Source organism: Actinokineospora sp. UV203, from assembly GCF_056323665.1.
In genome coordinates this window covers 2,176,784-2,203,272 of record NZ_CM150484.1, presented here as the reverse complement: position 1 = coordinate 2,203,272, position 26,489 = coordinate 2,176,784, and the positions used below count along the sequence as shown (strand labels likewise).

Genomic DNA, 26,489 nt, shown 5'->3' with positions numbered 1-26,489 from the left:
GACAGGCGCCGTCACCGCAGCGTGCGCAGCAGGAACTCGTAGACGACGGCGGACATGAACGCCCGCTGCTCGTTGTCCGCCGCCGCCCCGTGCCCGCCCTCGATGTTCTCGTAGTACGTCGGTTCATAACCGAGTTCGCGCATCCTCGCCGCCATCTTCCGCGCGTGACCCGGGTGCACGCGGTCATCGCGCGTAGAGGTGATAAAGAAGGCGGGCGGATACTCGCGTCCACTGTGGACGTTGTGGTACGGCGAGAACTCCTTGAGGTAGGCCCAGTCGGCCGGGTCGTCCGGGTCGCCCCACTCGGCCATCCAGGACGCGCCCGCCAGGAGCAGGTGGTACCGGCGAAGGTCGAGCAGCGGGACCTGACTGACGACCGCGCCGAACAGCTCCGGGTAGCGGGTCAGCATGACGCCCGCGAGCAGGCCGCCGTTGCTGCCGCCCTGCATGCCCAGGCGCGACGGCGTGGTGACGCCGCGCGCCACCAGGTCGCGCGCGACCGCCGCGAAGTCCTCGTACGCGCGGGGGCGGTTCTCGCGCAGCGCCGCGCGGTGCCACGCCGGGCCGTACTCGCCGCCGCCGCGGATGTTGGCGACCACGTACGTGCCACCCTGGGCGAGCCATGCGCGACCCATCCCGCCCGCGTAGGACGGTGTCAGCGAGATCTCGAAGCCGCCGTACCCGTAGAGCAGCGTGGGGCCCTTCGGGTCGCGCCCGGCGACCACGAAGTAGGGGACCCTCGTGCCGTCGTCGGACGTGGCGAAGTGCTGTTGGACCTTGAGGCCCTCGGTGTCGAAGAACGCGGGCGCCTGCTTGAGCGGCTCGACCTCGCCGCCGATCTCCCCGCGCAGCAGGGTCGCGGGCTGCAGGTAGCCGCTGACGTTGAGCAGGTACTCGTCGCTGTGGTCCGGGTCGGTGTCGATCACGTCCGCGGAGCTGAGTTCGGGTGCCCCGGGAAGCGGTGCGCGCGTCCAGCCGTCCGGTCCTGGAGTCAGCGCCTCGAGCGTGGTCTTCACGTCGACCAGCTCGTTGAGGATCAGGTGGTTGCGGGTCCAGGAGTAGCCGGCCAGCGAGCTGTGCGCGTCCGGCTCGAACAGGACCGTCAGCGAACGCTCGCCCGCGAGGAAGGCGTCGAAGTTCGCGGCGAGCAGTGACCCGGACTGGTATGTGGTGTCGGCGACGGCCCAGTCCGAGCGCAGCCAGATCAGCAGCCACTCGCGGTGGGCGTCGGACGTGGCGTCGTCCGGCACGTCGATGCGGACCAGCCCGCCGGGAGTGCGCACGAACTCCTCGGAGGTGAAGAACTCCGGGTGGCGGCCGACGAAGTCCCGCTCGAACCCGGGGGTGGAGTCATGCACCGCGTAGGCGGAGACGTCCTCGGGCTTGCCCTCGAAGACGGTGACCGCCTCCGCCAGCGGCGTGCCGCGCTGCCATTCCTTGATGACCCTCGGGTAGCCCGAAGTGGTCAGTGAGCCGTCGCCGAAGTCGGTGCCGACGTAGATCCGGTCCGCGTCGATCCAGCCGACCCGGGACTTGGCCTCCGGCAGGGTGTACCCGTCGGCGACGAACTCGCCGGTCCGAAGGTCGAACTCGCGGACCACCGTGGCGTCCGCGCCGCCGCGGGAGAGCTCCACCAGCGCGAGGTGGTAGTCGGGCTTGAGGACCGCGGCACCGGCCCACACCCAGTTCTCATCCTCACGCTCGGCGAGCGCGTCGACGTCGAGCAGGATCTCCCACTCGGGTTCGGCGGTCCGGTACTGCTCCAGCGTCGTCCGCCGCCACAGTCCCCGCACGTGGGTGGCGTCCTGCCAGAAGTTGTAGAGGAACTCGCCGCGGCGCCGCGGGTACGGGATCCGGTCGTCGGCGTCGAGGACCTCCCTGATTCCCGCGCGAAGAGAATCGAACCGCTCGCCCGCCAACTCGGCCGTGGTCTCGGCGTTGCGTGCCTTCACCCAGTCCAGGGCGGTTTCGTCGGTGACCTCTTCCAGCCACAGGTACGGGTCGTCGAGTCCCTCAGTCATGCCGCCAGTGTGCCGCATCAGTAGCGTGGGGCTCGTGCTCATCGGATTCGCTGCCCCGGTATCAGGCTCATGGGCGACCGTGGCCAACCTCGTGCGGGTCGCCACCCGCGCCGAGGAACTCGGCTACCACTCGGTGTGGACGTTCCAGCGGCTGCTCTCGCCGCCGGACGGCAGCTGGGGCGAGTCCTACCGGTCGGTCCTCGACCCGATCGCGGCGACGTCGTTCCTCGCCGCCCACACCACCCGGGTGCGGCTCGGTATCGCCGTGCTCAACCTGCCGTTCTTCGCCCCGCCGCTGCTGGCCAAGCAACTGGCCAGCCTTGACGTGCTCAGCGGCGGCAGGCTCGACGCGGGCCTCGGCATCGGGTGGGCGCAGGAGGAGTACACCGCCGTCGGCGCGGACATGGCGGGCCGCGGCAGGCGCGCGGAGGAATACCTGCCGCTGCTGCGCCGGTTCTGGACCGACGACGTCGTCGAGCACGACGGCGAGTTCTACCGCGTGCCCGCGACCCGGATGGATCCCAAGCCGGTGCAGCCGGGTGGCCCGCCGGTCCTGCTGGGCGCGTCGGCGGAACCGGCGCTGCGTCGCGCGGGTCGGCTGTGCGCGGGCTGGGTGAGCAGCAGCCGCGCCGACCCGGCCGCTATCGGCGATTCGGTCAAGATCGTGCGCGAGGCCGCGGCCGACGCGGGCCGCGATCCCGATCAGCTGCGATTCGTGTGCCGAGGCGCGGTTCGCGTGCGCGCGGAGCGGACCCGTCCTCTCACCGGCACGCTGAAGCAGATCCGCGGCGACTTCGCTCTTCTAGCGGAGCAGGGCGTCACCGAGCTGTTCATCGACCTGAACTTCGACCCGGAGATCGGCTCCCCGGACGCCGACCCGGCCGAATCGATGCGCCGGGCCGAGGACGCCCTGCTCGCCTTCGCTCCCTAGTAGCGACACGCTACTAGTCCCGCCAGCCCGCGATCTCCACGCCCTTCGCGATGTCCAGCCGGAAGCCGAGGTCGATCTCGGTGCTCTTGCCGGGGGCCAAGTCGAGCTTCCAGGTGACCTCGCCGAGCTCGGTCCGCTCCGTCGGGTCCGGGCGCAGCGTGACCTCCCGGACGATGATCGACTCGCTTCGCGAAACGGGAACCTGGTCTATGACCGTGACTCGCGCGGCGCGCGGACCGAAGTTGCCCACCTTGATTCGGTAAGCGGCCTCTTGGCGCCGAGTGCCGCCGAGGACCGCCTTGCCAGCCGAGCGGCGGACCAGTTCGCGCTCGACCCGGATGCGCTCGTCTACGCCCAGCGTCAGCTCGACCTCCTCGCCCGGCGCCCACGGCTCCAGGTCGGTCGCCCCGACGAACTCGGTGTCGTGGAAGATCGACGCCCGGCCCGGGCGCAGCGTGTGCTCGGACGTGTTGGTCACCGTGGCCCGCAGGTATGCCTCGGGTCCGCGCACGGGAACGGTCACGTGGTCGGTCTCCGCGGGCAGGTCGAACGCCGCGACCGTCGTGCGGTGCGCCGTGCCGTCCGCGGGGACGGCGATGGGGCGTGTGGGCCGGTAGGTGGCCGAGGTGGCGCCCTGCTCGACGGCCGCGTACCGCTCCTCCATCATCGGCGCGGCCGCCATCGCGGGCATGGGAACAGCCCCGCCGGGCGCGACATCCATCGCGGCTCCGTAGGCGACGGCGCCCCGCGCCATCCTGGGGGCGATCGGCCGCAGCACGTCGACAAACCAAGGCGACAGCTCTGGCACGTTGAGGCCGTCGGTCGGCTGCGCGGTGGAAAGCCGCAGATCGCACTCGGGCCAGTCCTCACCGGTGTGCTGGGTGACCAGCCCGTACCAGGTGACCGCCAGCGAGCCCGCCGCGAGCCGCACGTCGTAGCGCGATTCCCAGTTGCCGCCGTGCACCAGGTACGAGACCTCGAACTCCAGGTCACCCGCCTCGGCGACCTCCACGTCGACGTCGACGGCCATCCGGTCCGGCGCGCGATGGCCATAGCGGTCGTTGAGTTTGCGCTCGATCTCGTCGTGCTCCTCCTGCACCTTGCGCCGCGCGGAGGCGAGGTCGCGCTGGTCGGCCAGCACGGATGAGAGCTGCCGTGCCAGCTCGTCGGACACGGACGCGACGCGCGCAGGGTCGGTCTGCTCGCGCGCGAGCGCCTACGCGAAGGTGCCGCCCGCGTGCTTGCCCAGGTTCGTGACCATGTCCGCGCGCGCGGCCAGCACGGTCTCCTTGTCGCCGATCTCATCGAGAGCGGCACGGATCATGTCCCGCTGCTCCTCCAACTCGGCGACAGCGCCGTCGGGGGTTCGCGGGTGGTGCTCGGCACGCACATCGACCCCCAGCACGGTCGCCGGGCCGCGGCCGTTGACCCGCACCGAATCCGGATGCAGCGACATCGGCAGCCCGCCGATGGACACCCGCTGCTCACCCGGCTCGAGGCTGAGCACTCCGCGGCGGGTGATCCGCGCTTGTCCTGGATAAACGGTCACGGCGACGATCGGGGCGTCGAGTCGACTGGTCACGTCGCGAGGCTACCCACGCCGGGCCCGTCCGGCACGTGTCCACAGTGGAGACAACGACTTTCGGCGTATTGACACCTTGCGGATGTTGACGGAATGGTTCGGCCCGACCTGACACCCTGCCTTGTCTGGAGCCAACCCATGAGACGTGCGCGACCCGCCGTCACGGCCCTGGCCGCTTTACTCGCCATTCCGCTGCTCACCAGCACCGCCTCCGCCCAGGTCGACCCGCCCAAGCCGGTCTTCGTCGACGGACAGGCGCAGCCGGTCTTCGACCCGAAGGACGTCGTCCGCCAGTCCCTCTGGGTCTCCGCGCCGGTCGACTCCGACTTCGACGGCAAGGACGACCTCGTCCACGTCGAGGTCGTCCGGCCCAAGGCCACCGAACTCGGCATGAAGGTGCCCGTCGTCTACCAGGCGAGCCCGTACTACGCCGGCGGCAACGACGTGCCCAACCACGGCGTCGACCAAGAGCTCCACGTCCCCGGCAAGCCCGGAAACGGCGGCCACAAGACCGCTTCGCGCGGGTTGTCCGACGAGCGCGTGACCGCCGCGATGGGTCCGAACGCGCCGATCACCTGGCGGTACGAGTCCTACTTCACCGCGCGCGGCTTCGCCGTGGTCTACGCCGAGTCGCTCGGTTCCGGGCTCTCGACGGGCTGCCCCACCAGCGGCGGCCGCAACGAGACCATCGGCGCCAAGTCGGTCGTGGACTGGCTCAACGGCCGTGCCCCCGCCGCCGACGCGACGGGCGCTCCGGTCGCCGCCGACTGGACCACCGGCAAGGTCGGCATGATGGGCGTGTCCTACAACGGCACCCTGCCCACCGCCGTCGCGACGACCGGTGTCGAAGGTCTGGAGACCATCGTCCCGATCGCGGCGATCTCCAGCTGGTACGACTACTACCGGGCCGACGGCTTGATCGTGGCGCCCGGAACGTTCCAGGGTGAGGACCTCGACGTGCTCGCGGACTACGTCTACACCCGCGAAGACCGCGAGATCTGTAAGCCCGTGATCGCCGAGATCGTGGCCAAGCAGGACCGGGTGACCGGCGACTACAGCCCGTTCTGGGATGAGCGGAACTACCTCAACGACGTCGGGAACGTTCGGGCGTCGGTGCTCGCCGTGCACGGGCTCAACGACTGGAACGTCAAGATGACGCACGTCGAGCAGCTGTACTCCGCGCTCAAGCGCAACGGAGTCGAGCACAAGATCTGGCTGCACCAGTCCGGTCACGCGGACCCGTTCCGGCTGCGGCAGGTCGAATGGCTCGCGACCCTCAATCGCTGGATGTCGCACTACCTCTACGCGGTCGACAACGGCGTCGAGGACGAGCCGAAGGCGACCATCCAGCGCGAGGACAAGACATGGCACGACGAGGCCGAGTGGCCTGCGCCGGGAACGAACTCCGCCCGGCTCTACCCGTCAGTGGGTGGTTCCACTATCGGTGGGCTGAGCGCGCGTCCGTCGTTCGGTCGTCCGGTGGTCGAGTCGCTGACCGATGACGTGGCCAAGACCGCGGAGGAACTCGCGGCCGCGGCGGCGTCGGACAACCGGCTGTCTTACGTGACCCGCCCCGCCGCCCAGCCGCTGCGGATCAGCGGCGTCGTCCAGGCCGACCTGCGGCTGTCCTTCAGCAAGCCCGCGGCGAACGTGACCGTGCTGCTGGTCGACCGCGCGCCGGACGGCAAGACGTCGATCGTGACGCGCGGATGGACCGACCCGCAGAACCGGCAGTCGCCGAGCCGGACCAAGCCGATCCAGCCGGGCAAGGCTTACGACATCCAGGTGGATCTCGTCCCGGACGACTACGTCCTGGCTGCGGGCCACAGCCTCGCGGTGGTAGTCATGTCCAGCGACTACGACTACACGCTGCGCCCACGCCCGGGCGCGGGGATCTCCCTGGACCTGTCGCACAGCTACCTGACCCTGCCCGCCGTGGGAGGTCAGGCGGCCGTCCGCGCCTCCGTTGGATAGTCCCCTAATGAACCCCTAGTCAGGAAACTGTTCACCGCCGAGTCGTCTGTCGAGCCTTTCGCGCCCACATACGTCGTGGTCCGATCAATGTATCGGATCTTCGCGGAGGTGTCAGATGAACAGGTACTTATCCCTGGCGTGCACCACAGCCGTCGCGGCGGCGCTCCTCGTGTTGGGCGAGGGCGTCGCCGCGGCCGCTCCGGGCTTCCAAATGCCATTCCCCTGTGGACAGGTCTGGTCCGGCCAGACCAGGACCGACCACAGTCCGGCCAACGCGGTCGACTTCAACCGCACCGACGACCTGAACGACCCGGTGGTGGCGTCCGCGGGCGGCACGGTCAGCCGCTCGGAGAGCGAGGGCGACGCCAGCTACGGGGAGTGGGTCGAGATCGATCACGGCTCCGGCTGGCGGACCCGCTACGCGCACCTGTCGGTGCGTCGTGTCTCGGTCGGACAGTCCGTCTCGATCGGTCAGCTCATCGGCAATGTCGGCAACACGGGCGGGTCGTCCGGGCCGCACCTGCACTTCGAGCAGCGACTCAACGGGGTCGCGCAGCGGATCGTGTTCAACGGCAGCCAGATCCTCTACTGGGGCACTCGCAGTTACACCAGCAACAACACCTGCGGCGGCGGAAACCCGTACACACCGCAGGAAGTGTGCGGCAGCGGCTACAGCGTGATCGACTCCGCGGCGCTGGGCACGTCGGGCCGGGCCTACCTGCTCTACAACTCCGGCAACGGGTACAACTGCGTCGCCACGATCAAGTCCGTGAACATCGGCACAGCTTCCGCGGTCTCGGCGTTCCTCGAGGTCGCGGGCGGTACGCGGACCACCGACTCCGGGTCGTACAAGTACTACGCGGGACCGGTGAAGCGGTCCGCGCCGGGCAAGTGCGTGAAGTGGGGCGGGTCGGTCGGATCGGCGTCCTACGCCAGCCCGTTCGAGCACTGCGGCTGAAGAGGGTAACGCGGGGGCCCGACGAAACCACGGTCTCGTCGGGCCCTTGTCCACAGTGGTCGATCCGCTATCCACAGTGGAATCGCGGGGGGTGTCCCCGCCGCCGGATTCGCCGCACAGTGGTCCCATGACGCACCTCCACACCACCATCACCCTCGCCGACGAAGGCGATTTCGTCGCGGCAGTGCCCACGCTGCTCGGCTTTCACCCGGTCGACTCGATCGTCGTGCTCACCGTCGTCGACGACGGTCCGCGCTGTCGGATCGGCCAACTCCTGCGCTCGGACCTTCCCGGGCCGGGCGAGGATCTGCCGCTGGCGCGATATCTGAGCCAGGTATGCGCCCAGAACGGCGGCCGCCGCGTCTTCGTCCTGGTCACTGGAGGTGGCCCGGAACCTTTGTCGCGGAGCTCTTTCGTCGATTTGGTCCGCGACGCGTTCGAGGAGGAGGGGGTGGTCGTCGAGCGGGTCGTCTGGGCCCAGTCCGCCAAAGTGGGGGAGAAGTGGTGGTGCTACGACGATCCCGAGCGGTTCGGGGAAGTCCCCGACCCCGACAGCGCTCCGGTCGCCGCCGCGCTGGCGGTCGCGGGACTGGTGAAGTACCCCACCCGTGAGGCCCTGGCCGCGACGCTGGCGCCCGATCCGCCGGACGCCGTGCGACGCCGCGCCGTCCTGCTCGATGCTCTACTCCAAGCCGAATCCGAGAAGTGCGATCCCGAGGCCTTTTCGCGGGACTGGGCCTTGGTCGATGCCGCGCTGGACGATTTCGCGCCGGCCACTGCGGACTCCTCCGGCCGCGCGCCGGAACCGCGCTGGGACGACAAACGAATCGCCGCGTTGGCGTTCGCCCTATGTCACAGCGACGTCAGGAGCGAGTGCCTCAAGATCGCGCTATCCGCCCGAGCGCCCGCCGCGGTGCGCTTGTGGACCCGGCTGACCCGCTCGACCCCGGCTCCTGAACGCGCGCAACCCGCCGTCCTGCTGGCGATCGGCTCCTACCTGGGCGGGGACGGCCCGCTCGCGCAGATCGCCCTGGACGTCGCGATGGAGGCCAACCCTGGCCACTCCCTGGCCATCCTCTTGCGCGCGGCGATCGGTCACGCGATTGTCCCGACGGAACTTCGCGAGATCATCACCCGCGCCGGCCAACACACGACCCGCACCAGGGCGGCGCCATGAATCCGGCCTGTCGGCGTTCGTCGACTCGCACCCGCGGTCAGAGCACCAGGTTCGCCGGGGTCGACGTCGCGGACCCGCGGTGGCTGTTTCCTGAGCGTGCAACGGGCATCAGCGCACGCCTGCGTCGGCCGGTTCCGGGCAGGCGGGACGTGCCGATGATCGACAGAGGGCTACGAACGTGAGCGCCCCGCAGCAGGGTCAGCCCCGGGCGCGGGTGAACTCCCAGGCGTCGCTGACGATGGTGTGCAGGTCCGGGCGTTCGGGCTTCCAGCCCAGTCGGGTGCTCGCGGCGTCCGACGAGGCGACGAGAATCGCCGGGTCGCCTGGGCGTCGGGCGGCGAACTCCGCCGGGATGGCGTGGCCGGTGACCTCGCGGCAGGTCTGCACGACCTCGCGGTTGGAGAAGCCGGTGCCGGTGCCGAGGTTGAAGATCTGGTGCTCGCCGGCGACGGCGTGGCTCAGGGCGAGGAGGTGGGCCTCGGCGAGGTCGAGAACGTGGATGTAGTCGCGCACGCAGGTGCCGTCGGGGGTTGGGTAGTCCTCCCCGTAGATGGACAGCTTGTCCCGCTTGCCCATGGCGACCTGCAGCACGATCGGGATCAGGTGCGTCTCGGTGGTGTGCCGCTCGCCGAAGGCGCCGTACGCGCCCGCGACGTTGAAGTAGCGCAGGCTCACCGCGGCCAAGCCGTGGGCGGCGGCGTAGGAGGTGATGGCGTGGTCGATGGCGAGCTTGGTGGCGCCGTAGGTGTTGGTCGGGCGGGTGGGGGCGGTCTCGAGGATCGGGACCTGCTCCGGCTCGCCGTAGGTCGCGGCGGTCGAGGAGAACACCAGTCGAGGGGTGCCGTGCTCACGCATGGCGTCGAGCAGCCGAAGAGAGGTGAGGACGTTGCCGTTCCAGTACTTGCCGGGGTCCTGCATGGACTCGCCGACCAGTGACTTCGCCGCGAAGTGCAGCACGCCGTCGAAGCCCTCGGCGAGCAGCTTGGGCGCCACCTCGGCGAGATCGCCCTCGATGAACCGGGCGCCCTCGGGAACGGCGTCCGCGTGCCCGGTCGACAGGTCGTCCACGACCACGACATCGTGCCCGGTCTCCACCAGCCGCGCCGCGCAGACGCTGCCGACATATCCCGCTCCGCCGGTCACGAGCAGCTTCACCGTGGTCCTCGCCTTCCTCATCCTCGCGTTGGCGTGTCTCGCCGTCGCGACGACCCTAGTGTCGCGCACGACACACCCTGGCCGACGCCCCACCTACCTCACGGCAACGCGGCAGGCTCCGCTCAGAAGTCTCGGCCCGCGCCCGCGGACGGGACCGCCGGGAACATCCGCGGCGGGTAGAACGACCGTTCCGCGAACGCGGCCAGCACCGCCGACCGAACCCGCGCGACCCGGTCGACGGGCACCAGTGCGATGGCCGTGCCACCGAACCCGCCACCGGTCATCCGAGCACCCAGGGCTCCGGCACCCACCGCGGCCTCCACCGCGACGTCGAGCTCGACGCACGACACGCGATAGTCGTCGCGCAGGCTGCGGTGCGACTCCGTCAACAGCTCACCGATCCGCTCGGGCGCGTCCGCGCGCAGCGCCTCGACGGCTTGCAGGACCCGTTCGTTCTCCGACACAACGTGCCTGGCCAGCGGCAACAACTCGGCCGGAAGCCCGGACACATCGCGCGCGTCACGAAGGGAGGGGAGGCCCAACAGTTCGGCGGCGCGCTCGCAGCCCTCGCGCCGGTCGCCGTAGGCCGAGTCGGCCAGCGAGTGGCTGACCCGGGTGTCGATCGCCAGGACCTGAAGACCATGGGCGGCCGCGTCGAACGGGATGTGCTCCTGCTCGCCCGAGCGGACGTCGACGAACAGGACATGCGCGTCCACGCAGCACAGGGACGCGGTCTGGTCGAGCAGGCCGGTGGGGGCGCCGACGAAGTCGTTCTCCGACCGCTGGACCCAGCGGGCCAGTTCGGCCAGAGACGGCTTTTCACCGGACCCGAGGCCGAGCAGAGCGAGCGCGATCGCGCACTGCAAAGCATGCGACGACGACAGCCCGGCGCCGGTCGGGACGTCGCCCGCGATGACCAGGTCGGCCCCGGTGTCAAAACCGTGGTCGCGCAGCACCCAGGCCACACCGCACGGGTACGCGGCCCACCCGGTCACCCCGCCGGGACGCAGATCCGCGACCGCGACCGGCACCGAGTGCTGGGCGACACCGTCCTCGCCCACGGTGGTGGCGGTCAGCAGCCCGTCGTCCCGGGGCGCCGCGGCGACGGCGATACGGAAGGGAAGAGCGAAAGGGAGGACGAAACCGTCGTTGTAATCGGTGTGCTCACCGATCAGATTCACCCGACCGGGCGCGGACCAGACGCCGGCAGGGGCACGGCCGTGCTTCCGCCGGAACGCCTCGGCCGCCCGCGCGGCCGGGGACGCGCCGACCGCACTCGGGGCGCGGGCGCTCGCGCCTGCCTGCTCGCCGGGAGAGCCGACTGGGTGTGCGGCCGACGGCACCTGGAGAGAACCAGGTGCCGCGGCGGCCTCCGGCGCTTCGCCGGTGCGGACCTCGGCACTGACGTGGGATGCCGCGTCGAGCGGGGTGTGCGTGTCGTGGGGCAGGTCGGTGCCCTGGTCGGAGCCTCTGGTCACGTCGAGCGAGCCAACACCGCGTGCAGGACGATCGGGGCCAGTTGGGCGGTGTTGCCCGCGCCGGTGATCTCGATGTTGCCGTCGCCCTTGGACGCGCCGACGGCGATCATCTCGCCGGGCATCATCCCGACGGCCTTGAGCTCGCCCATCAGCTGCGAGTCGAGCTGCACGTGTTCGGCGATGCGGCGGACCTCGACCGTGCCGCCGCCGCGGCGGGCGACCTCGTCGAGGCGGACCAGGCCCGCTTCGACGGGGGGAGCGGGCTCGCCCTCGCCGAGTTCGTCCAGGCCGGGGATCGGGTTGCCGTACGGCGACGTCGTGGGGTGGCCGAGGAGCTTGACCAGCTTGCGCTCGACGGCCTCGCTCATCACGTGCTCCCAGCGGCAGGCCTCGCTGTGGACCTGTTCCCACTCGAGACCGATGACGTCGACGAGCAGGCGCTCGGCGAGGCGGTGCTTGCGCATCACCGCGATGGCCAGGGAACGGCCGTGGTCGGTGAGTTCGAGGTGCCGGTCGCCCGCGACGATGAGCAGCCCGTCGCGCTCCATCCGGCCGACGGTCTGGCTCACCGTGGGGCCGCTCTGGCCGAGGCGTTCCGCGATGCGGGCACGCAGGGGGACGACGCCCTCTTCCTCAAGTTCGTAGATCGTCCGCAGGTACATCTCTGTGGTGTCGATGAGATCGTTCACGCCGTTCCCCTTCGTCGGCTCCAATGGTAGTCGCTGCACCCGACAGGGCTGCGGCGATGTAGCCGGGAGTGATCACACGGCGGTGCGGCAGGATGGCGGGGTGACCGCACTCACCGGGCCCCTCATCTCCGCCGCCGACCTTCTGTCCTGCCTGGACAGTCCGAAATCGCCGGTGCTGCTCGACGTCCGCTGGCGCCTCGGCGGCCCTCCCGGGCGGGAGGACTACGCCGTGGGCCACCTGCCGGGCGCGGTCTTCCTCGACCTCGACGCCGATCTCTCCGCCGCGCCCGGAGCAGGTGGAAGGCACCCTCTACCAGCGCCGGAAGACCTGCAGCGGGTGCTGAGAGAAGCCGGTGTGCGCGCCGACCGCCCGGTCGTCGCCTACGACTCTGACAACGGGTCGACAGCCGCCCGCGTCTGGTGGCTGCTGCGGTGGGCGGGCCACGAGGATGTCGCGGTGCTCGACGGCGGCTACGCGGCCTGGGTGGCGGCGGGCAACCCGGTGACCACCGATGAGGCGACCCCCGAAGGAGGCGACGTCGAGGTCCGCCCCGGCGCGATGCCCGTGCTCGGCGCCGACGACGCGGCAGGCCTCGCCCGCGACGGCGTGCTGCTGGACGCCCGCGCGCCCGAGCGGTATCGGGGTGACATCGAGCCCATCGACCCGCGCGCCGGACACGTGCCGGGCGCTCGCAACGCCCCGTTCACCGAGCACCTGCGCGACGGCAGGTGGAAGTCCGCCGCCGAACTGGCCGAACGCTTCGAGGCACTGGGCGTGCGCCCGGGCGAGCCTGTCGGCGCGTACTGCGGCTCAGGGGTGACCGCGTCATCGGTCGTCCTCGCGTTGGAGGCGTCCGGCATCACCACCCGCGAGCAGCCTGCCGCGCTGTACGCGGGCTCCTGGTCCCACTGGTGCGTCGACCCCACCCGCCCGGTCGCGACAGGCGACCAGCCGGGCGAGTAGCCCAGCCAGAGAGGCCCAGAGAGGCGTGGACACCCGCGCTTTCGACCACCACCTCGACGGGTCGGCGGCCAAGGCGTGGGTGTGCCGGTGGCTCCGCGCGGCACCGCGCGGCACCGCGCAGGGCGGGCCAACGGCGGTTGGGCGCGGCTGATCGCGGTGGCACAAGTGGGTCGGATCGCCGGGGCTCCGGTGGCGACGGGGAGTGCGTCGGGACACTAGGGTCGGCATATGGGTGATCGAGCCGCCGTCGTCTGGGACTCCTCGCTGCTTGGTTACGACCTGGGTGGCGAGCACCCGTTCAATCCGATCCGCCTCGAACTCACCATGCGCCTGGCCTCGGCGCTCGGCGTGCTCGACGGGGTCGAGCTGCGGGTTCCCGAGCCCGCGACCGAGTCCGACTTGGAGCGTGTGCACGAACTCGGCTACGTGCGTGCCGTACAGCAGGCGCCGACGGTGACCTGGGATGTCGGGCACGGGCTCGGCACCGACGACAACCCGGTGTTCGACCAGATGCACGCCGCGTCCGCGCTGGTCGTGGGCGGGTCCCTGCTGGGGGCGCGGGAGATCGCGTCCGGGACGGTCGACCGGGCCGTCAGCATCGCCGGCGGGCTGCACCACGCGATGCGGGATCGCGCCGCCGGGTTCTGCGTCTACAACGACTGCGCCGTGGCCATCTCCTGGCTGCTCGACAACGGCTTCGACCGCATCGCCTACCTCGACGTCGACGTCCACCACGGCGACGGCGTCCAGGCCGCGTTCTACGACGACCCGCGCGTCCTGACCGTGTCCCTGCACCAGAACCCGGCGACGCTCTGGCCGGGCACCGGGTTCGTCAACGAACTCGGCGGCCGCGAGGCCATGGGCTCCTCGGTCAACATCCCCCTCCCGCCGCACACGCGCGACCCGGCGTGGCTGCGCGTGTTCACCGCGGTCGTCCCATCGCTGCTGACGGCGTTCCGCCCGCAGATCTTGGTCACCCAGTGCGGTGTGGACACCCACGAGGAGGACCCGCTCGCCGACCTGTCGCTGTCGGTCGACGGCCACCGCGAGATCTACCGGACGCTGCGCGGGCTGGCCGACCGGTACACGGGCGGCAAGTGGCTGGCCACCGGCGGCGGCGGATACCAGCTGCTGCGCGTTGTCCCGCGCTCCTGGACCCACTTGATCGCCACCGTGCTCGACCGCGACGTCGCCCCCGAGACCCGGGTGCCCGCGGACTGGACGGCGACCGTGCGCAAGATCGCGCCGCACGCCGATCTCCCGACGACCATGAGCGACGGGCGCGACACCGCGTTCGACCCGTGGGGCGGGGGACTGGACCGGCCGATCGACGCCGTGATCCGGGACGTGCGGCGGGCCGTGTTCCCGCTGCACGGGCTCGACCCGGACGACCCGAGGGACTGACGTGGCCGACACGCCCGCGTACGACCCGTACGACTATCCGCGCCGCTGGGAAGCCGACGTCGTGCTCTCCGACGGCCAGACTGTCCACTTGCGACCCATCGTGCCCAGCGACGGCGACGCGCTGGTCGCCTTCCACGGCAAGCTGTCCGACCGAACCCGCTACTTTCGTTATTTCTCACCGTATCCGCGTATCCCGGCGCGCGACCTGGTGCGGTTCAGCACGGTCGACCACCGCGACCGGGTCGCGTTCGTGGCCCTGCTCGGCGACGACATCGTCGCCGTCGGGCGCTACGAGCGGCTGCCCGGCCAGGACTCCGCCGAGGTCGCGTTCGTCGTCGCCGACGACCACCAGCGCCGCGGGCTCGGCTCGATCCTGCTGGAGCATCTGGCCGCCGCCGCCCGCGAGCGCGGGTTGAGCCGGTTCGAGGCCGAGGTGCTCTCCGAGAACGCCCAGATGGTCCGCGTCTTCCGCGACGCCGGCTATCAGGTGAGCCGCGAGTTCGAGGAAGGCGTGCTGCACCTGGAGTTCGCGATCGACCCGACCGAGGACTCGGTGCGCGTCGCGTGGTCGCGCGAGCAGGCCGCCGAGGCGCGCAGTGTGCACAATCTGCTTCATCCCCGGTCGGTCGCGGTGATCGGCGCGTCGACCGACCGCACCAAGATCGGGTACGCCGTGCTGGGCAACATGCTCGGCGCGGACTTCGCCGGTCCGGTGTTCCCGGTCAACGCCGAACACCCCTCGGTGCGCGGCGTCCGGGCGTACGCCACCGTCCTCGACATTCCGGACCCGGTCGACCTCGCCGTCGTCGCCGTCCCCGCCGCGCGGGTCGACGACGTCATGGACGCCTGTCTGGCCAAAGGGGTCAAGGCCCTGGTGGTCGTCACCTCCGGTTTCGGCGAGACCGGCTCCGAGGGGCGCGGCGCCGAACGCAGGCTGGTCGATGAGGCTCGCGCGCACGGAATGCGCGTGGTCGGCCCGAACGCCCTCGGCGTGGTCAACCTGGACCCGAAGGTCCGGCTCAACGCCAGCCTGGCGCCAAAACTGCCCGGGCGCGGCCGCACCGGCTTCTTCTGCCAGTCCGGTGCCCTGGGCACGGCGATCCTCGCCGACGCCGCCGCGCGCGGCCTCGGACTGTCCACTTTCGTCTCCGCGGGCAACCGTGCCGATGTGTCGGCCAACGATTTGCTGCAGTACTGGGAGACCGACACCAACACCGACGTGGTGCTCCTCTACCTGGAGTCCTTCGGCAACCCGCGCAAGTTCGCCCGGCTCGCCAGAAGACTCGGCCGCAGCAAGCCGATCGTGGCGGTGAAGTCGGGCCGCCACGCGGTGCTTCCCGCGCTCGCCGCGACCGGTGTCGCGATCGACGAGTCGAGTGTGCAGACGCTCTTCGAGCAGGCGGGCGTGATCCGCGTCGAGTCGATCGCGCAGCTGTTCGACACCGCGATCCTGCTGGCCCACCAGCCGCTGCCGTCGGGGGAGCGGGTCGCGGTGGTCGGCAACTCCTCGGCGATCGGCGTGCTGGCCGCGGACTCGGCGATGGCCGCGGGGCTGGCCCTCGCGGGCGACCCGGTCGACGTCGGCGCGCAGGCGGGGCCGGAGGAGTTCGCCGCCGCGGTCACCGACGCGCTGCGCCGCGACGATGTCGACTCGCTGATCGTCGTGTTCGTGCCGCCGCTGGCGATCCCCGGGACGGCGTACGCCCGCGCGCTGCGGGAAGCGGCGCTGGCCGACGCGAACGCCAAACCGATCGTCTCGACTTTCCTTGCCGCGGAGGGAATCCCCGCCGAGCTCGCGGTCGCGGGCCCCGGCGGCGGACCGGGCCGCGGGTCGATCCCGTCCTATCCGAGCCCGGAACGCGCGGCACTGGCGCTGTCGCGGGCGACGCGGTACGCGCGGTGGCGGTCCGCACCACTGGGCGAATACCGCAGGCCCGAGGACGCCGACCCGCGCGAAGCCAAGGAAATCGTCGTCGCCGCGCTGGCCTCCGGCGGCGGGTCCGAAGTGGAGCTCACCGACGACCAGACCCGCCGGGTGCTGGCGTGCTACGGCATCCAGGTGATGCCCTACCGGGTCGTGGCCACGGCGGCCGACGCGGTCACGGCCGCGACCGAGCTGGGTCTTCCGGTGGTGATGAAGACCGCCGACCGACGGTTCCGCAGGCGCAACGACCTCGTCGGTGTCCGGCTCGACCTGACCACCGAGGACGCCATCCGCACCGCCTACGACCAGCTCCGCGAGGTGTCCGGCGTCGAGGAGGTGTTCGTGCAGCGCATGGCGCCCAAGGGGAACTCCTGCTCGATCGGCCTGCAGGACGACCCGTCGTTCGGCACGCTGCTGTCCTTCGGGCTCGCGGGCATGATCAGCGACCTGCTCGGCGACCGCGCGTTCCGGGCCGTCCCGCTGACCGACGCCGACGCCGCGTACCTGGTCCGCGCGCCGCGGGCGGCGCCGCTGCTCGCCGGTTATGGGGGCGGCGAGCACGCCGACCTGGCTGCCCTGGAGGACTTGGTCTTGCGGGTCGCCGCGCTGGCCGAGGACCTGCCGGAGATCCGGTCGCTGCTGGTGGAGCCGATCCTGGCCTCGGCGGCGGGTGCTTTCGTCAGCGGCGGCCACGCGACCGTCGGCCCGCCGCCGTCGCGCCACGACGGCGGTCCACGCAGCTGCGCGCGATGTCCTGACGTCGGGTGATCGCCTGGTGAGATCTCCCGGTGGCCTGCTCGCGGGCCTATGCTCGTCGACCATGTCTGGCGAACGGCGTCACCCGAAGCAGGGCGAGGCGGTGCACGCGGGGATCCCCGAGCACGGCCGCGTTCCGCTGTATTTCGCGGTGCGGTCCCGGCTGCTCGACCTCATCCAGACCCTGGGCGAAGGTTCGGCACTGCCCTCGGAGCGCGACCTCGCCGACCTGTTCGAGGTCTCCCGTCTCGCCGTCCGCCAAGCCGTCGGCGAGCTTGTGCTGGAGGGCAGGCTCACCCGCAGGCAGGGGGTGGGGACTTTCGTCGCGCCACCGAAGCTGGTGCGGCCGATGACCCTGTCGAACCTGGGCTTCGAGCCGGCCCGCGCGCTTGTCACCCTCGAACACCTGCCTGCCGCCAACCCGCTGGCCGCCGAACTCGGGGTGCGGGTCGGCGCGATGATCGTGCACATCGAGCGGGTCGTCTCGGCCTACGGCGACCGGATCGGGCTGGAGTCGACTTACCTGGCCGCGGAGCGGTTTCCCGGTCTCGCCGACCGGTTCGACCCCACCGGGTCCCTGCACGACCACCTGCGCGAGGTGTTCGACGTGGCCGTGGCCGACGCCGAGGAGCGGGTCGAGACGATCTTGGCCACCCCGCGCGAGGCCCAGCTCATCGGCGTCAGCCAGGCACTGCCGATGCTGCTGCTCAACCGCCTCACCCGCGACGCCGACGGCCGGGCCATCGACCGCGCCCGGTCGCTGTTCCGGGGCGACCGCTTCAGCATCATCGCGACCCTGCGCGAGTGATCTACCGTGGGCACATGAACCGACGGTGGACGAAGTTCGTCGCGCTGGGGGACAGCCTCACCGAGGGCGTCGGCGATGAGGACGAGACCGGCCGCCCCCGCGGCTGGGCCGACCGCTTCGCTGAGGAGATCGCCCGCAGGCACGGCGGCCTGCGCTACGCGAACCTCGCGGTGCGCGGCTTGGCGACCGCCGAGGTCCTGGCCACCCAGGTCCCCGCCGCCGTGGCGCTGCGCCCGGACCTGGTCAGCGCGATCGTCGGGATGAACGACCTGATCCGCCCCAACCTCACCCTGCGCACGGTGCTGCGCGATTACGACAACCTGCTGGACCAGGTCCGGGCCACCGGCGCCACGATCCTCACCGCGACCCTGCCCGACCCCGGCGCCGTCCTGCCCCTGCCACCGGTGGTGCGGTCCCGGTTCGCCTCCCGCCTGAGTCGCTTCAACGACCATGTTCGCGGCAGCGCAAGGAAGAGGCACGCCCATTGCCTGGACCTGGCCCGTCTCGCCGACGGCGACAACCACGCCTGGAGCGCGGACCGACTGCACCCGAGCCCCTATGGTCACCAGGTCGTCGCGGACGAGTTCCTGGCCCTCCTGACCGGCCTGCGTTCGGACCGGCCTGAGCCGCTTCCCGACGACCCACCGCCGGCGCTCGCGGGGATGGCACCCAGCTTGCGCTGGCTCACCACGACCGCCGCGCCTTGGCTGCGCCGGCGGATCGGCGCTCCCGCGTCGGCGCCGAACCGGCCGAAGGCCCCGGACTACCTCGCGCTGACCTGATCCGCGACAGACACCGAGGTTCGCCACCCAAACCCGCACTCACTCCCCGAACCCGTCGTAGCCCAAGCGGGCATCACACCATTCGGGAAATCACGAGAGCAGCCCCTAACCCACCAGCCCCACTGACCCCAGCCACCCCCACCCGCCCGGAACACCGCTCCAAATTCTCCACGCACTCCCCAACCATGATCGCCCCCGTGGCCCCCAACGCATGCCCGGCCGCGAGCGTCCCCCCACACAAATTGAGCCGGTCCGGCCCAGCCCCCAAGTCCCGCCGTAATCGCAGGCACAGCGCCGCGAATGACTCGGCGAATTCGAAGACGTCGACTTCCCCCGGCCGGATGGCCGCCCGCCGCATCGCGGTCACCATCGCGTCCTGGCCCGCGGTCAGCATGGTGACCGGGTCGTGTGCCACCACCGATGACGACATGATCCGGGCCCGTGGGGTGATGCCCAGCCGGCGGGCGGCAAGGGCGTCGCCGATCAGGAGTAGGGCGGCGCCGTCGGCGACCGAGGGGGAGGTGCCGACGGTGTGCCCGTGTTCGATTCGCTCCGGCCAGGCTCGGCTCGACAGGGCCAGCGCGTCCTGTCCGTCGGCGCCGATCGCGGCGAACGCCGGTGTCAGGGCCGACAGCGTCTCCCGGCTCACCCGCGGCCGCACCTGTTCGTCACGGCCGAGTCCGCCCAAGGGGACCAGCGACCGCGAGAACGCTCCAGCGCGGTAGGCGGCGGCGGCTTTGTGGTGGGATTCCAAGGCATACGCGTCGAGGTCGGTGCGGGAGAACCCGTCGATCGTGGCGTTCAGGTCCGCCGCGACTCCCATGTGGACGGCCCCGGCCGCGGCCACGACCTCCGCGTCGGTCCACAGTGGAGCACGGTCGCTGAACATCGGCACCCGGGACGTGCTCTCCACCCCGCCCGCCACCGCCAGGCTGAGTTCACCCACCCGCACCCGGGCCGCGACCTGGGCGACCGCCTCCATCCCGGAGGCGCAGAACCGGTTGACCGTCACCCCGGGAACCTGATCGCCCCAGCCCGCGAGCAGCACCGCCGTTCGGGCTAGGTTGCCGCCCTGTTCGCCGACCTGCGAAGCGCACCCGATCACCACGTCCTCGACCGTCCCCGGGTCGAAATCCGTGCGCTCGACAAGGGCCCGCTGCAGGCCGGTGACCAGGTCCAACGCGCTCAGATGGTGCAGGCCACCCACGGTGGAGCCCCGGCCGCGGGCGGTCCGGACGTAGTCGAGCACGTAGGCCTCGTTCACCGGTTCCCCCTCCCGAGCGCCCCCGTTCTAGTTGTAGTCTCGTTTTCCCAGCGCAGGCAAGGGCTCGACAGAGGGGGACGCGCGTGGATGTCGAGATTCTCGGGCGCGCTCTGAGCACGCTGCCCGCCTGCGATGACCACCCCTACCGCAGCGGCCCTTGGCGGCCGCAGACCGTCGAGCGGGCCGCGACCGGCCTCGACGTCATCGGCGAGATCCCAGCCGACCTCGACGGCGTCTACCTGCGCAACACCGAGAACCCGGTCCATCCGGCGATCGCCGCCTACCACCCGTTCGACGGCGACGGCATGGTCCACGTAGTGGGATTCCGGGACGGGGAAGCGTTCTATCGCAACCGTTTCGTCCGCACCGACGGCTTCGTCGCCGAGCAGGCGGCGGGCCGCTCGCTCTGGGCGGGCATCGCCGAGCCGCCAGAGGTCGCCGAGCGCCCGGGGTGGGGTGCCCGGGGTGCGATGAAGGACGCCTCCAGCACCGACATCGTCGTGCACGCGGGGGTCGCGCTCACCAGCTTCTACCAGTGCGGCGACCTCTACCGGCTCGACCCGCTGACCCTGGACACCCTCGGTAAGTCCACTTGGGATGGACGGTTCCCCGACCGCGGTGTGTCGGCGCACACGAAGGTCGACCCGGCCACCGGCGAGCTGCTGTTCTTCAACTACGGCAAGGAGAAGCCGTACCTCAACTACGGTGTGGTCGACGCGCGGGACCGGCTGGTCTACTACGGCGAGGTCGAACTGCCCGGCCCCCGGCTGCCGCACGACCTGGCGTTCACCGAGAACTACACGATCCTCAACGACTGCCCCCTGTTCTGGACGCCGGAGCTGCTCGCCCAGGGCAAGCACGCTGCCCGCTTCCACCCCGACCTGCCGCTGCGCCTGGGCGTGATTCCGCGCCACGGCGGGAAAGTCTCGTGGTTCGAAGCCGAGTCGACGTTCGTGCTGCACTTCGTCAACGCCTACGAGGACGGCGACGAGATCGTCCTCGACGGGTTCTTCCAGTCCGACCCCGAAGGCCGCGACGCGACGTTCCCCGGCGATCAGCGCTACGCGCGGATGTTCCGGATGCTCTCCCTGGACGGCATGGGGACCCGGCTGCACCGCTGGCGGCTGAACCTGGCGACCGGGCGGGCCACCGAGGAACGCGCCACGGACTCGATCACCGAGTTCGGTATGGTCAACCCTCGCAACGCTGGACGTTCCTACCGCTACACCTATGCCTCCACGGGCGAGCCCGGCTGGTTCCTGTTCGACGGGTTCGTGAAACACGACCTCCTGACCGGCCGTGAGGAGCGCTACCGGTACGGCGCGGGGGTGTTCGGCAGTGAGACCGCGTTCGCGGCGCGCACGGGTTCCCAAGGTGAGGACGACGGTTACCTGATCACCATGACCACCGACATGAATGCCGACCGCTCCGAGTGCCTGGTCTTCGACGCGCGGCGGGTCACCGATGGGCCACTGGCCCGGATCCGGCTCCCGGAACGGGTCTGCAGCGGAACGCACAGCACGTGGGCGCCGGGCGCGGGGCTGCCGGGGTGGGGCGACGCCGAGGATCCGGCGGGCGCGGTCGGGCTCGCCCAAGCATGATCCATCCGCCCGATCAGCCCACCGCGCTGCACGCCGGTGGCGACAACTCGATCGCGTTCCTCATCGGCGTCACCGCCGACGAATGGACGCTGCTGATCCTGCGGCACGCGCTGCAGGGCGTCGACAGCTTCGACCACTGGCTGGAGCTGTTGCCGATCTCCCCGCCGGTGCTCTCCGGCAGACTGCGCCGCATGGCCGAACTCGGCATCGTCGCGGTGTCGGGGGACACCTACCCGCTGACCAGGCGCGGCGCCGCACTGTGGCCGATGATCGTCACCCTCGCCGGGTGGGAGAAGGTGTGGGGCGACGACCACGTCGAGCCCCTCCCGCGGCTGCGCCACCTGCGCTGCGGCGCGGACTGCACCCCGCTGATGGCCTGCGGCGCATGCGGTGAGGTCGCCGCCGCCCGCGACGTCGTCGGCGAGTTCGGGCCGAGCGGCTCGTGGCCGAGGTCCGCGCCCAGCGCCGCGACCCGCAGGCCCGCCGGGGGGTCGGCGAACCTCGGACCCAGCTTCTTCCCGCAGAGCCGCGCCCTCATCGGCAACCGCTGGGCCGCGGCCATGCTCAGCGCCGCCTACCTGGGGGCGACCCGGTTCTCCCAGTTCCACCGCCAGGTCGGCGCCCCGGCCACGGTGATCGCCGACCGGCTGCGCGTGTTCCGCGAGGTCGGTGTGCTGCACGCCGAAGGCGACCAGGACCGCGCCGACCGGGCGACGTTCAGGCTGACCGACAAGGGGCGGGCGTTCTTCCCGGTCGTGATGTCGGGTGTCGAGTGGAGCCAGCGCTGGTATGTCGCGCCGGAAGGGCCAGCGTTGGAGTTCCAGCACCGCGACCACCGGTTCTGGATGCTCCTGCTGTGCGCGGAATGCGAGAAACCGCTGGCAGGTCGCGATATCGAGGTCGGTTAAGCACGCGGAGTGAGATTCCGTGCAACCCGCGGGGCGGTGGCGTCCGTCCTCCGGACATGAACCGAATCGGAACCGTGCTCGGCGCCGGCGCCCTCCTTGTCGCGTTGGCCGCCTGCGGCACCAGCGACAGAAGCCCGCAAATCCAGCCGGCGCCGTCCACCGCTCCAGTGGGCCAACCCGGCCTGACCCCGCCCGCGGACGCCGTACCCGTCGCGGGTCCCCAACTCGACGGCAGCGCGCTGCCCGCTGAGTTCCCCACGAAGGTCTGGACGGAGTCGGGCGGCAAGACGCTCGGCGCCACCGCCCAGGAGGGTGGCTGTGGCAAGGCGAGCGCCGAGGTGGCCGAGCAGTCGGCCGCGAAGGTCGTGCTCGTCCTGGTCGAGACCACGCCCGCGAACGCGGAGATGTGCACCATGGACATCCGTTTCCCGACCGTGACCGCGGAACTCGACCAGCCGCTCGGCGACCGCAAGGTCGTTCTGCGCGCCGAGCAGCGCAAGTCCTAAAGATCCCTGTGCCCCCGGGTCGGCTCTGCCCCAGCCTGCCCGGGGGCACCTACTTGTCCATGCAACCGCGTGCGGGCCTAGTAACGTCCTCACACCATGAAGACCTCGTTGTTTACCGCTGGAGCAGCCCTGGCCCTGCTCGCCCTGACGGCGTGTGGCCAGCAGCCCGAGCAGGCTGGTGCCGGCCCGTCCAGCACGCCTGCGAGCACGACCGCGCAGCCCACCACCACGCCCTCGGCCACCCCGGGGATCTCGGTTCCGCCCACCGTGCCGCCGACCGGCACCGCCGTCCCGCCGGACTTCAAGGAGCTGCCCCCGGGGCAGGTCGAGTCGAAGTCGCTGCCGGAGGTCTACACCGAACGCCGGGTCTGGGCCTCGCCGGACGGCAAGACCCTGCAGCTCGTCGGCATGGCGCGGGACTCCTGCGGCGGTGTGGAGGGTGAGGTGCTCGAGTTCTCGGCCTCGATGGTCCGGATCGGCCTGCGCCCGATGGCGCAGCCGCAGGGCGGACCCGAGGGTCAGGCGTGCGCCATGGTGATCACTCCGCGGCCGGTTCTCGTCCCGCTGCGCGAGGCGCTTGGCAATCGGACCGTTGTCGTAGTCGAAGACTGATCGACGCGGCGCGAACGGGTCAGGTTGCCCGTTCGCGCCGCCCTGAAACTGTGGCCTTGGTCACGTCGATCGCCCGTCGAAACGGGCTTGATCGCGGCGTTTTCGCCGTAGCGGACGCGGCCAAGGATATTACTCGTGGGTAATTTTCCAGTTTTGTCGGCGCTTTGATCCTCGCTGGTGAGCCCGGACTTCGGCTGGAATTCACCAAAGTGTTGATCATTAAACGATCTTCGCAAGGATCTTGCAAACACTCTGCGTAGTCGATCTCTCGGGCCGGTTCGCCCGTTTCCTGCGGTTATTGACCCAGGTCACATCATGTTTGCCTTCGTTGGTCGCGCACGGTTAGCGTCGCTGGCGAACGTCACGGTTCGGTTACGAGGGCTGGCCACTTGGCCGCCGGGATCCCCCGCCCGGTGCCCGACCGGATCTCCCCGAGACGGAAGGCATTACACGCATGTCCAGCTTCGACCGCTCTAAACGTGTCCCGACACCGATTCCCGGTGTCGGGGGCGAGTTCATCCCGGCGCGGTACAAGCCGCGCAAGCACCTCATGGTGGCCGTCCTGGCCGCCGGTGCGGTCCTGACGGTCGGTGCACCGCTGATCTCAGGTTCGCCCGCCGAGCAGTCCGACACGCGGGTTCAAGAAGTCCTGCGGATGGCGTTCAGCACGCCCACGGACAAGATCACCTCGGCGTACCCGGTCCTGGTGCCGCCCCGCGTCGCCACGGCCGACCCCGGTGCCGAGGCCCGCAAGATGCAGATGGCGCAGCAGCTCCAGGAGCAGCGCGCCGCCCAGGCCGCGGAGGCCGAACGGCAGCGCGTCGCCGCCGAACAGCAGCGGCTCGCCGAGCAGAAGGCGGCCGAGCAGAAGAAGGCCGCCGAGGCCGAAGCGGCCCGCAAGGCGGCCGCGGGCTTCGTCCGCCCCGCCGCGGGCAGGCTCACCTCCGGGTTCGGCGCCCGCTGGGGCACCACGCACTACGGCATCGACATCGCCAACAGCATCGGCACGCCGATCGTGTCCGTCGCGCCCGGCACCGTCATCGAGGCCGGACCGGCCAGCGGCTTCGGCCTGTGGGTCCGTGTCCAGCACGACGACGGCACCGTGACGATCTACGGCCACGTCAACGAGATCAAGGCGGGCAAGGGCACCCGGGTGGGCGCCGGTCAGCTGATCGCGACCGTCGGCAACCGCGGCCAGTCCACCGGCCCGCACCTGCACTTCGAAGTGTGGCTCGGCGGCTCCAAGAAGGTCGACCCCCTCTCCTGGCTCCGCCAGCGCGGCATCTCCATCTGACCGCGGGTGGGTTAGCGGCGGAAGGTTACTTGGAGGGTGGGGGTGGAGGTGCCTGCGAAGAAGTCGTTGCCCTTGTCGTCGACGACCACGAAGGCGGGGAAGTCCTCGACCTCGATCTTCCAGACCGCTTCCATCCCCAGCTCCGCGTACTCCAGGACGTCGACCTTCTTGATGCAGTCCTGCGCGAGCCGCGCGGCCGGGCCGCCGATCGAGCCGAGGTAGAACCCGCCGTGGGTCTGGCAGGCGTCGGTCACCTGGCGGGACCGGTTGCCCTTGGCCAGCATCACCATGGACCCGCCCGCCGCCTGGAACTGCTCGACGTAGGAGTCCATGCGGCCCGCGGTGGTCGGCCCGAACGAGCCCGACGCGTATCCGGCGGGCGTCTTGGCCGGTCCGGCGTAGTACACCGGGTGGTCCTTGAGGTACTGCGGCATCGGCTCGCCCGCGTCGAGGCGTTCCTTGATCTTGGCGTGCGCGATGTCGCGCGCGACGACCAGCGGACCGGTCAGTGACAGCCGGGTCTTCACCGGTAGTTTCGCCAGCGTCGCCCGGATCTCCGACATCGGCAGCGTGAGGTCGATCTTGACGACCTCGTTCGACAGGTCCTCGCCGGTGACTTCGGGCAGGAAGTGCGCCGGGTCGCGTTCGAGCTGCTCCAGGAACACGCCGTCCGGGGTGATCTTCGCCTTCGCCTGGCGGTCGGCCGAGCAGGACACCGCGAGGCCGACCGGGCAGGACGCGCCGTGCCGGGGGAGGCGGATGACCCGCACGTCGTGGCAGAAGTACTTGCCGCCGAACTGGGCGCCGATGCCGAACTGGCGGGTCATCTCGAGGATCTGCTGCTCGAGGTCGACGTCGCGGAAGGCGTGGCCCGCCGCGGAACCCTCGGTGGGCAGCGTGTCGAGGTAGCGCGCCGAGGCCAACTTGGCGACCTTGAGGTTCTGCTCCGCAGACAACCCGCCGACGACGATGGCCAGGTGGTACGGCGGACACGCGGCGGTGCCCAGCGACCGCAGCTTCTCGTCGAGGAACTTCGCCAGCCGCGTGGGGTTCAGGACGGCCTTGGTCTCCTGGTAGAGGAATGTCTTGTTGGCCGAACCGCCGCCCTTGGCCATGAACAGGAACTCGTACGACGGGTCCGTGCCGGGCTTGGTGTGGATGTCGATCTGCGCGGGCAGGTTGGTGCCGGTGTTCTTCTCGTCCCAGAACGTCACCGGGGCCATCTGCGAGTACCGCAGGTTCAGCTCCTGGTAGGCCTCGAAGATCCCCTGGGAGAGGGCCTGCTCGTCGGCGCCGCCGGTCAGCACCGTCTCGGTGCGCTTGCCCATGATGATCGCGGTGCCGGTGTCCTGGCACATGGGCAGCACGCCGCCCGCGGCGATGCACGCGTTGCGCAGCAGGTCCATGGCGACGAAGCGGTCGTTGCCGCTGGCCTCGGGGTCGTCGACGATCGCGCGCAGCTGGGCCAGGTGCGAGGGGCGCAACAGGTGCTGGATGTCCTTGATGGCTTCCTTCGCCAGCAGGGTCAGCGCGGCCGGGTCGACTTCGAGGAACCGGCGTCCCGCGGCCTCGACGACCCGGACACCGTCCGGGGAGACCAGCCGGTACTCGGTGGTCCGGTCCGGGGCGAGCGGCAATACGTCGGTGTACTCGAAATTCGTGGTGGCGGTCACGATGTGCGGGCTCCCTTGCGCGCGTCCA

General features: G+C 70.8%; 22 protein-coding genes. 14 read left to right on the top strand and 8 right to left on the bottom strand.

The features are described from left to right. Positions 1-11: 11 nt before the first annotated feature. Positions 12-2,021, bottom strand: coding sequence for a prolyl oligopeptidase family serine peptidase (locus tag ACUZ2Y_RS10075; protein WP_476329163.1), 2,010 nt, complete (start codon positions 2,019-2,021; stop codon positions 12-14). Positions 2,022-2,055: 34 nt separating this feature from the next. Here ACUZ2Y_RS10075 and ACUZ2Y_RS10070 point away from each other — a divergent pair, with 34 nt between their 5' ends. Then, positions 2,056-2,952 carry a TIGR03619 family F420-dependent LLM class oxidoreductase gene (locus tag ACUZ2Y_RS10070; RefSeq protein ID WP_476329161.1) on the top strand — a complete coding sequence of 299 codons (897 nt, stop codon included), beginning with the start codon at positions 2,056-2,058 and terminating at the stop codon, positions 2,950-2,952. 13 nt (positions 2,953-2,965) lie between these two features. Here ACUZ2Y_RS10070 and ACUZ2Y_RS10065 read toward each other — a convergent pair whose 3' ends face one another. Together ACUZ2Y_RS10065 and ACUZ2Y_RS10060 are read right to left on the bottom strand one after the other, a co-directional pair. Beyond that, a complete protein-coding gene (locus ACUZ2Y_RS10065; protein ID WP_476329160.1) occupies positions 2,966-4,126 on the bottom strand; it encodes a DUF4139 domain-containing protein in 1,161 nt (386 codons plus the stop codon). A 42-nt stretch (positions 4,127-4,168) separates the two neighbouring features. Continuing rightward, the gene (locus ACUZ2Y_RS10060) at positions 4,169-4,534 is read right to left on the bottom strand and encodes a DUF4140 domain-containing protein (RefSeq protein ID WP_476329158.1); all 366 of its coding nucleotides are present in this window, start codon (positions 4,532-4,534) and stop codon (positions 4,169-4,171) included. Positions 4,535-4,672: 138 nt separating this feature from the next. Here ACUZ2Y_RS10060 and ACUZ2Y_RS10055 point away from each other — a divergent pair, with 138 nt between their 5' ends. The 3 genes from ACUZ2Y_RS10055 (at position 4,673) to ACUZ2Y_RS10045 (ending at position 8,643) form a co-directional block, all read left to right on the top strand. After that, positions 4,673-6,508, top strand: coding sequence for a Xaa-Pro dipeptidyl-peptidase (locus ACUZ2Y_RS10055; RefSeq protein ID WP_476329156.1), 1,836 nt, complete (start codon positions 4,673-4,675; stop codon positions 6,506-6,508). Positions 6,509-6,623: 115 nt separating this feature from the next. Next, positions 6,624-7,466: a M23 family metallopeptidase gene (locus tag ACUZ2Y_RS10050; RefSeq protein WP_476329154.1), complete on the top strand. Its 843-nt coding sequence runs from the start codon at positions 6,624-6,626 to the stop codon at positions 7,464-7,466. A gap of 127 nt (positions 7,467-7,593) precedes the next feature. Further along, a complete protein-coding gene (locus tag ACUZ2Y_RS10045) occupies positions 7,594-8,643 on the top strand; it encodes a DUF4192 domain-containing protein (protein WP_476329152.1) in 1,050 nt (349 codons plus the stop codon). A gap of 198 nt (positions 8,644-8,841) precedes the next feature. Here ACUZ2Y_RS10045 and galE read toward each other — a convergent pair whose 3' ends face one another. From galE to ACUZ2Y_RS10030, 3 genes are all read right to left on the bottom strand, one after another. Further along, the gene (gene galE, locus ACUZ2Y_RS10040; protein WP_476329150.1) at positions 8,842-9,819 is read right to left on the bottom strand and encodes a UDP-glucose 4-epimerase GalE; all 978 of its coding nucleotides are present in this window, start codon (positions 9,817-9,819) and stop codon (positions 8,842-8,844) included. Between the two features lie 101 nt (positions 9,820-9,920). Further along, positions 9,921-11,276 carry a galactokinase gene (gene galK, locus ACUZ2Y_RS10035; protein WP_476329148.1) on the bottom strand — a complete coding sequence of 452 codons (1,356 nt, stop codon included), beginning with the start codon at positions 11,274-11,276 and terminating at the stop codon, positions 9,921-9,923. After that, complete coding sequence (locus ACUZ2Y_RS10030) at positions 11,273-11,965, bottom strand: iron-dependent transcriptional repressor DtxR (RefSeq protein ID WP_476329146.1); 693 nt, start codon at positions 11,963-11,965, stop codon at positions 11,273-11,275. Before ACUZ2Y_RS10030 ends, galK begins: the two co-directional genes overlap by 4 nt. Positions 11,966-12,065: 100 nt before the next feature. Here ACUZ2Y_RS10030 and ACUZ2Y_RS10025 point away from each other — a divergent pair, with 100 nt between their 5' ends. The 5 genes from ACUZ2Y_RS10025 (at position 12,066) to ACUZ2Y_RS10005 (ending at position 18,603) form a co-directional block, all read left to right on the top strand. Further along, positions 12,066-12,929 carry a sulfurtransferase gene (locus tag ACUZ2Y_RS10025; RefSeq protein ID WP_476329144.1) on the top strand — a complete coding sequence of 288 codons (864 nt, stop codon included), beginning with the start codon at positions 12,066-12,068 and terminating at the stop codon, positions 12,927-12,929. A gap of 228 nt (positions 12,930-13,157) precedes the next feature. Continuing rightward, positions 13,158-14,333, top strand: a complete 1,176-nt coding sequence (locus ACUZ2Y_RS10020) for an acetoin utilization protein AcuC (protein ID WP_476329142.1) — start codon at positions 13,158-13,160, stop codon at positions 14,331-14,333. 1 nt (position 14,334) lies between these two features. Then, on the top strand, positions 14,335-17,025 hold the full coding sequence (locus ACUZ2Y_RS10015) for a bifunctional acetate--CoA ligase family protein/GNAT family N-acetyltransferase (RefSeq protein ID WP_476329141.1): 2,691 nt from the start codon (positions 14,335-14,337) through the stop codon (positions 17,023-17,025). 52 nt (positions 17,026-17,077) lie between these two features. Next, a complete protein-coding gene (locus ACUZ2Y_RS10010) occupies positions 17,078-17,821 on the top strand; it encodes a GntR family transcriptional regulator (RefSeq protein WP_476329139.1) in 744 nt (247 codons plus the stop codon). A gap of 14 nt (positions 17,822-17,835) precedes the next feature. Then, on the top strand, positions 17,836-18,603 hold the full coding sequence (locus ACUZ2Y_RS10005; RefSeq protein ID WP_476329137.1) for an SGNH/GDSL hydrolase family protein: 768 nt from the start codon (positions 17,836-17,838) through the stop codon (positions 18,601-18,603). 73 nt (positions 18,604-18,676) lie between these two features. Here the strand turns inward: ACUZ2Y_RS10005 and ACUZ2Y_RS10000 are convergent, their stop codons facing one another. Then, entirely contained in the window at positions 18,677-19,867 is a 1,191-nt protein-coding gene (locus ACUZ2Y_RS10000; protein ID WP_476329135.1) for an acetyl-CoA C-acyltransferase, read from the bottom strand. A gap of 83 nt (positions 19,868-19,950) precedes the next feature. Between ACUZ2Y_RS10000 and ACUZ2Y_RS09995 the strand changes: the two genes are divergently transcribed. From ACUZ2Y_RS09995 to ACUZ2Y_RS09975, 5 genes are all read left to right on the top strand, one after another. After that, entirely contained in the window at positions 19,951-21,468 is a 1,518-nt protein-coding gene (locus tag ACUZ2Y_RS09995; RefSeq protein ID WP_476329133.1) for a carotenoid oxygenase family protein, read from the top strand. After that, entirely contained in the window at positions 21,465-22,376 is a 912-nt protein-coding gene (locus ACUZ2Y_RS09990; protein WP_476329131.1) for a winged helix-turn-helix transcriptional regulator, read from the top strand. Before ACUZ2Y_RS09995 ends, ACUZ2Y_RS09990 begins: the two co-directional genes overlap by 4 nt. Positions 22,377-22,432: 56 nt before the next feature. Next, positions 22,433-22,882 carry a hypothetical protein gene (locus ACUZ2Y_RS09985; protein WP_476329129.1) on the top strand — a complete coding sequence of 150 codons (450 nt, stop codon included), beginning with the start codon at positions 22,433-22,435 and terminating at the stop codon, positions 22,880-22,882. Positions 22,883-22,978: 96 nt separating this feature from the next. Then, positions 22,979-23,494 (top strand): hypothetical protein, encoded by a 516-nt coding sequence (locus ACUZ2Y_RS09980; protein ID WP_476329127.1) that lies wholly within the window; start codon positions 22,979-22,981, stop codon positions 23,492-23,494. Positions 23,495-23,948: 454 nt separating this feature from the next. Next, entirely contained in the window at positions 23,949-24,788 is an 840-nt protein-coding gene (locus tag ACUZ2Y_RS09975; protein ID WP_476329125.1) for a M23 family metallopeptidase, read from the top strand. A gap of 11 nt (positions 24,789-24,799) precedes the next feature. On the opposite strand, the gene ACUZ2Y_RS09970 is transcribed toward ACUZ2Y_RS09975, so the two are convergent. Further along, the gene (locus tag ACUZ2Y_RS09970; protein ID WP_476329123.1) at positions 24,800-26,461 is read right to left on the bottom strand and encodes a fumarate hydratase; all 1,662 of its coding nucleotides are present in this window, start codon (positions 26,459-26,461) and stop codon (positions 24,800-24,802) included. Positions 26,462-26,489 lie beyond the last annotated feature (28 nt).